At 75.6% G+C, this 4,884-nt stretch carries 8 protein-coding genes; 3 read left to right on the top strand and 5 right to left on the bottom strand.

Annotated elements, in window-relative coordinates; genetic code table 11:
* Positions 1-10: 10 nt before the first annotated feature.
* Together HUW36_RS25505 and HUW36_RS25500 are read left to right on the top strand one after the other, a co-directional pair.
* A complete protein-coding gene (locus HUW36_RS25505; protein WP_174530482.1) occupies positions 11-199 on the top strand; it encodes a hypothetical protein in 189 nt (62 codons plus the stop codon).
* 35 nt (positions 200-234) lie between these two features.
* Positions 235-600 carry a VOC family protein gene (locus HUW36_RS25500; RefSeq protein ID WP_174530481.1) on the top strand — a complete coding sequence of 122 codons (366 nt, stop codon included), beginning with the start codon at positions 235-237 and terminating at the stop codon, positions 598-600.
* A 4-nt stretch (positions 601-604) separates the two neighbouring features.
* Here HUW36_RS25500 and HUW36_RS25495 read toward each other — a convergent pair whose 3' ends face one another.
* Complete coding sequence (locus HUW36_RS25495) at positions 605-1,450, bottom strand: LLM class flavin-dependent oxidoreductase (RefSeq protein WP_174530480.1); 846 nt, start codon at positions 1,448-1,450, stop codon at positions 605-607.
* Positions 1,451-1,479: 29 nt separating this feature from the next.
* Positions 1,480-2,466 carry a tyrosine-type recombinase/integrase gene (locus tag HUW36_RS25490; protein WP_174530479.1) on the bottom strand — a complete coding sequence of 329 codons (987 nt, stop codon included), beginning with the start codon at positions 2,464-2,466 and terminating at the stop codon, positions 1,480-1,482.
* Between the two features lie 81 nt (positions 2,467-2,547).
* Between HUW36_RS25490 and HUW36_RS25485 the strand changes: the two genes are divergently transcribed.
* The gene (locus HUW36_RS25485; RefSeq protein ID WP_174530478.1) at positions 2,548-3,570 is read left to right on the top strand and encodes a helix-turn-helix transcriptional regulator; all 1,023 of its coding nucleotides are present in this window, start codon (positions 2,548-2,550) and stop codon (positions 3,568-3,570) included.
* A 7-nt stretch (positions 3,571-3,577) separates the two neighbouring features.
* Here HUW36_RS25485 and HUW36_RS25480 read toward each other — a convergent pair whose 3' ends face one another.
* From HUW36_RS25480 to HUW36_RS25470, 3 genes are all read right to left on the bottom strand, one after another.
* Positions 3,578-4,012 (bottom strand): Hsp20/alpha crystallin family protein, encoded by a 435-nt coding sequence (locus tag HUW36_RS25480; RefSeq protein WP_174530477.1) that lies wholly within the window; start codon positions 4,010-4,012, stop codon positions 3,578-3,580.
* A gap of 74 nt (positions 4,013-4,086) precedes the next feature.
* Complete coding sequence (locus HUW36_RS25475; protein WP_246248319.1) at positions 4,087-4,596, bottom strand: GNAT family N-acetyltransferase; 510 nt, start codon at positions 4,594-4,596, stop codon at positions 4,087-4,089.
* A partial coding sequence (locus HUW36_RS25470) for a DUF2087 domain-containing protein (RefSeq protein ID WP_174530476.1) occupies positions 4,593-4,884 on the bottom strand: 292 nt, incomplete at its 5' end. The genes HUW36_RS25475 and HUW36_RS25470, both read right to left, overlap by 4 nt.

Here is a 4,884-nt window from a genome sequence, read left to right as displayed (position 1 = left end):
TCCGATCTAGGTGCTGCTGCGTCCCGCCCGCTCCGGCGGACACACGCTCGTGGTCACCGTCGACCGCGACGGGCCCCGACCGGGCCCGGTGCTGCCGGCCGGCACCCGCGACTGTCACCCGGTGGCCGACGCGCTGGCCTGCCGGGGGCCGCACGGCCGGCTGGCGGTGTGGCCGTCGGGATCCGCCGGACGTACCTGACAGCAGGTGACAGGTACCGGCGACAGACTGCCGGCATGACGACGCACGCCGACCTCGCGATGGTCAACCTGGACAGCTCCGACCCGGCCGCCCACGCGGCCTTCTACGCCCACGCCCTCGGTTGGGAGGTCACCCACAGCGAGACCGAGTACGCCATGATCACCAAGGACGGGACCTCGATCGGCTTCGGTCGGGTGCCCGGGTACGCGCCGCCGGCCTGGCCGGACGAGACCGGCGCCAAGCGCTACCACCTCGACCTCACCGTCGACGACGTGGCGGTCGCGGAGAAGGACCTGGTGGCGGCCGGGGCGACCCGACCGGAGTTCCAGCCCGGCGGGGAGAACTGGACCGTGCTGCTCGACCCGATCGGGCAGCCGTTCTGCCTGTGCCCCCGGCGCTGACCGGTCAGCGCAGCGGGCCGCGGGCGACCGCGGCCCGCATCGCGGCCGGGTCACCGGCCGGTACGTACTCCAGCCACCAGGTGGCGCCCGCCCCCGCCAACTCCGCCAGGTAGGCCCGCTCGGCCCGTTCGTCGTCGCGGCGACGCCGACCGCCGACCACCACGTCGAACGGCCGCCCGTCGGCGCGGGTCGCCGGCAGCGCGGCGACCAGGTCGGCGACCTCGTCCGCGGTGAAGTCGGACCAGTCGTCGGTGTCGGTCAGCTTGTAGGGCACGATGCCGTCCGCCCGGGCGGCACGCCGCAGCACCGCCCTGGCCTGGGTGCTGCCGCCCACCCAGACCGGCACCCGCGGCGACTGCACCGGCGCGGGACGCAGGGCCACGCCCTCGGCCCGGTAGTGGGTGCCCCGGTGCGTGACCCGCTCGCCGCTCAACAACCCGACCAGCAGGTCGAGGCCCTCGTCGAGCATCGCGGCGCGGGTCCTGAGGTCGGTCGTCTCGCCGAACGCGGCCAGGCCCCGGTCGCCCGGGTCGCCGACACCGACCGCGACGCCGGCCCGGCCGTCGCTGAGATGGTCGAGGGTGAGCACCTCGCGGGCCAGCTTGGCCGGGCGACGCCGGGGCAACGCGGTCACCGTGGTGCCCAGCCGGACCCGCTCGGTGCGGGCGGCGACCACGGCCAGCACCAGCCAGGGATCCCAGGTGGGGGGCTCGTCCCCGGCGTGGTGGACGAGGTAGTCCTCCAGGAACACGCCGTCCCAGCCGGCCCGCTCGGCCAGCTCACCGAGCGCCACCAGATCGGCCACCGTCACCGCGGCGCCGCCGCAGCAGATCTCCAGCCCATGTCGCATGCCGGCACCCTAGGGCCCGGGTACGACGCTCACCCGCGACGGCGGGCGCGGGCCGCCCAGATCGCGTACGCCGGGTCGCGGTCCAGGTTGTGCCGGTCCCGGTCGTAGCGGCGGGTGGTGCGCGGGTCGGCGTGACCCATGGCGTCCTGCACGTCCTCCAGCGGCACCCCCTCCGAGCGGGCCGTGGTGGCGAACGCGTGCCGCAGCGAGTGCGGTGACAACCGCGCCCAGGCGGCGATCCCGGCGCTCTGCGCGAGCCGGCGCACCAGCCGGAACACGGCGTGCCGGTCCAACCGGCCCCCGGTCGCGGTGACCAGCAGCGGGCCGGTCAGCTCCGGCACCGTGACGCCCTGCGCAGTGGCCCGGTCGGCCAGGTAGGCGTCGAGGGCGTACGCGGTGCCGGGGGTCAGCGCGCGACGGCGTACCTTGCCGCCCTTGCCGACGAAGCGGACGCTGCGGTGACCGCGTTCGCTGCCCAGGTCGGCCAGGTTCAGCGAGACCAGCTCGCCGACCCGCAGTCCCAGGTCGGCCAGGAGCGCCAGCGCGGCCCGGTTGCGGGCGGCGGTCGGGCCGGTGTCGGCGTCGGCGGCCGCGAGCAGCGCGTCGACCTCCTCCGGGCTCAGGCCGACGGTGGCGGAGTGGTCCCGGTCGACGCGGGGGCGGTCCGCCGCCGCGACCGGGTTGGCCGGCACCGCGCCCAGCTTGGCCAGGAAGTCGTACCAGCTGGACAGCGCGGACAGCCGGCGCGCGACGGTGGCCGGGGTCAGCGGCCGGCCGTCGCGGCCACGGGGGGTGGACTCCAGGTCCCGGCCGTAGGCGTTGACGTCGAGGAAGGTCACCCGCAGCGGGTCCAGGCCGCGATCGGCGCACCAGGTCAGCCAGCCGGTGACGTCCCGCCGGTACGCGTCGCGGGTGTGCTCGGACAGGCGCCGGTTGCGCAACCACGCCTCGGTGAAGTCGACCGGACCGCCGGGCAGCGCGGGACGAGCGCGGGACAGCACCTCGGGACGCAGCATGTGAGAAAGGTTCTCAGTCGGCGGAGGATTTCGCGACGAGGCGCGCCCGGGCGGATCCGCCGCGCGGGTTACCGTCACCGGGTGCGCGCCAGCCGGCTGGTCTCCCTGCTGCTGCTCCTGCAGACCCGGGGGCGGATGACCGCCCAGGAACTCGCCGTCGCCCTGGAGGTGTCGGTGCGGACGGTCTACCGCGACGTGGAGTCGCTCGGCGCCGCCGGCGTGCCGGTGTACGCCGATCGCGGACCGGCCGGCGGCTACCGCCTGCTGGAGGGCTGGCGTACCCGGCTGACCGGCCTGACCGGGCCGGAGGCCGAGGCGTTGTTCCTCGCCGGCGTGCCCGGCCCGGCGGCGGAGCTGGGTCTGGCGTCGGTGGTGGCCGCCGCCGAGCTGAAGGTGCGCGCCGCGCTGCCCGGGGACCTGGCCGACCGCACCGGCCGGATCCGGCAGCGGTTCCACCTGGACGCCCCCGGGTGGTTCCGGCACCCCGAGCCGGTCCCGCACCTGGAGACGCTGGCCGGGGCCGTGTGGGAGGACCGGCTGGTGCGGCTGCGCTACCGGCGCTGGCGCGCCCCGCGCGAGGTGACCCGGTTGGTCGCCCCGCTGGGCGTGGTGCTCAAGGCGGGCCGGTGGTATCTGGTGGCCCGGTGCGGGGAGCAGGCGCGCACCTACCGGGTGGGTGCGGTGCTCGACGCGGTGGTCACCGAGGAGCGGTACGACCGGCCGGACGACTTCGACCTGGCCGCCTACTGGCGGGAGTGGACCGCCCGCTACGAGCGCGACGTCTACCGGGGCGAGGCGCGGATCCGGCTGACCGTCGCCGCGCTGGAGTTCATGCCGTACGTCTTCCCGCCGGAGATGAGCCGGGCGGCCCGGGCGGCGGCCGGCGAACCGGGTCCGGACGGCTGGTTGGAGACCACCGTGCCGATCGAGTCGGCCCGGCACGCCCACGCCGAGCTGCTCAAGCTCGGCGCCGAGGTGGAGGTGTTGGCGCCGGCCGAGCTGCGGGACCGGTTCACCGCGACGGCGCACGCGCTGACCCGGCTCTACCCGTGGGACGCCGACGCGGGGCCGGCCGGCGCTCCGGCCTCCCCCGCGTCGGCGTGACGGGCGCTCAGGCGGTGGTGAGCTGCCGGTGGCCGTTGCTCTCCGCGGTGGTGCTGACCGCGATCCGGCGCGGCTTGGCCCGCTCGGCGATCGGGATGCGCAGCGTCAGCACCCCGTTGTCGTAGCCGGCTTCGAGGCGGTCGGTGTCGAGCGTGTCGCCCAGGAACAGCTGCCGGGTGAAGGTGCCCATCGGACGCTCGGCGGCGACCAGCTCGACGGTGTCACCGGTGGGGCGGCGTCGCTCGGCGCGGACGGTCAGCACGTTGCGCTCGACCGTGCAGTCGATGCTGTCCGGGTCCACGCCGGGCAGGTCGAAGGCGGCGTAGAAGTGGTCGCCGTCGCGGTAGGCGTCGAGGTGCATCACGGCCGGCCGGGCGGTGGTGCCGAAGAACTGCTCGGCGATCCGGTCGATCTCGCGGAACGGGTCGGTGCGCATCAACATGGCGGTGCCTCCTCGGTTCTCCTGGCCCAAGGTCTCAAGTTGAGTCTCAGTGACTCAAGTTCTCGATTTCTGTTTTAGCGCGGCGTCGCGGCGTCGTCAACCCGCACCGGCAGTGACTTCTCGAACCAGTGCTGCGCGTACGGGCCGGAGGTGAACGCGGGGATCTCGCGGTAGCCGTGCCGGGCGTACAGGGCACGCGCCTCCACCAGGTCCGAGCGGGTGTCCAGGCGGATCCGGTGCGCCCCCGCCTCGACCGCGTACGCCTCGGCCGCGGCGAGCAGGACCGCGCCGCCGCCGGTGCCCCGGTGCGCCGGGCGCACGTACACCCGCTTCAGCTCCGCCCAACCCGACCGCCACCGCAGCCCGGCGCACCCGGCGGGGCTGCCGTCGTGGTACGCCGTCACCAGCAGCCCGGTCGGCGGGGCGAGGTCGTCGCTGGGCATCTCGGCCAGCGCGGCGTCGACCTCGTCGGGTCGCTCCGGGCGGCCGTACCAGCGGCGGACCATCTCCGCCATGTACTCCCGCAGCAGGACCCGCGCGACCGGCCCGTCGGGCGGGTCGAGGCGGGTGCGCCAGCCGGTCACGGTCCGGTCCGCCAGTAGACGCCCTGCTCGCGGGTGAGCAGCATGTCGTCGACCAGGTAGCGGCGCAGCGTCACGTGGTCGGCCTCGCCGCCGGCGCACCAGGGACGCAGCGCGTCGTCCACCGCCCGTTCCGGATAGCGGAGCCCGGGCTCGAAGGTGTAGGTGGTGATGTGTTCCAGCAGCACCCGCCGGCGGCCGCGCTGCGCGGGCAGCCGGGTCAGCGCGCCGTCGCGCAGGAACGTGCGCAGGATCGACTCGCGCCGGTCGGCGGCCGGGGCCGGCGGCGTC

This window comes from Micromonospora maritima, from assembly GCF_902825405.1.
Classification (GTDB): domain Bacteria; phylum Actinomycetota; class Actinomycetes; order Mycobacteriales; family Micromonosporaceae; genus Micromonospora; species Micromonospora maritima.
This window is presented reverse-complemented; position numbering and strand designations above follow the sequence as displayed.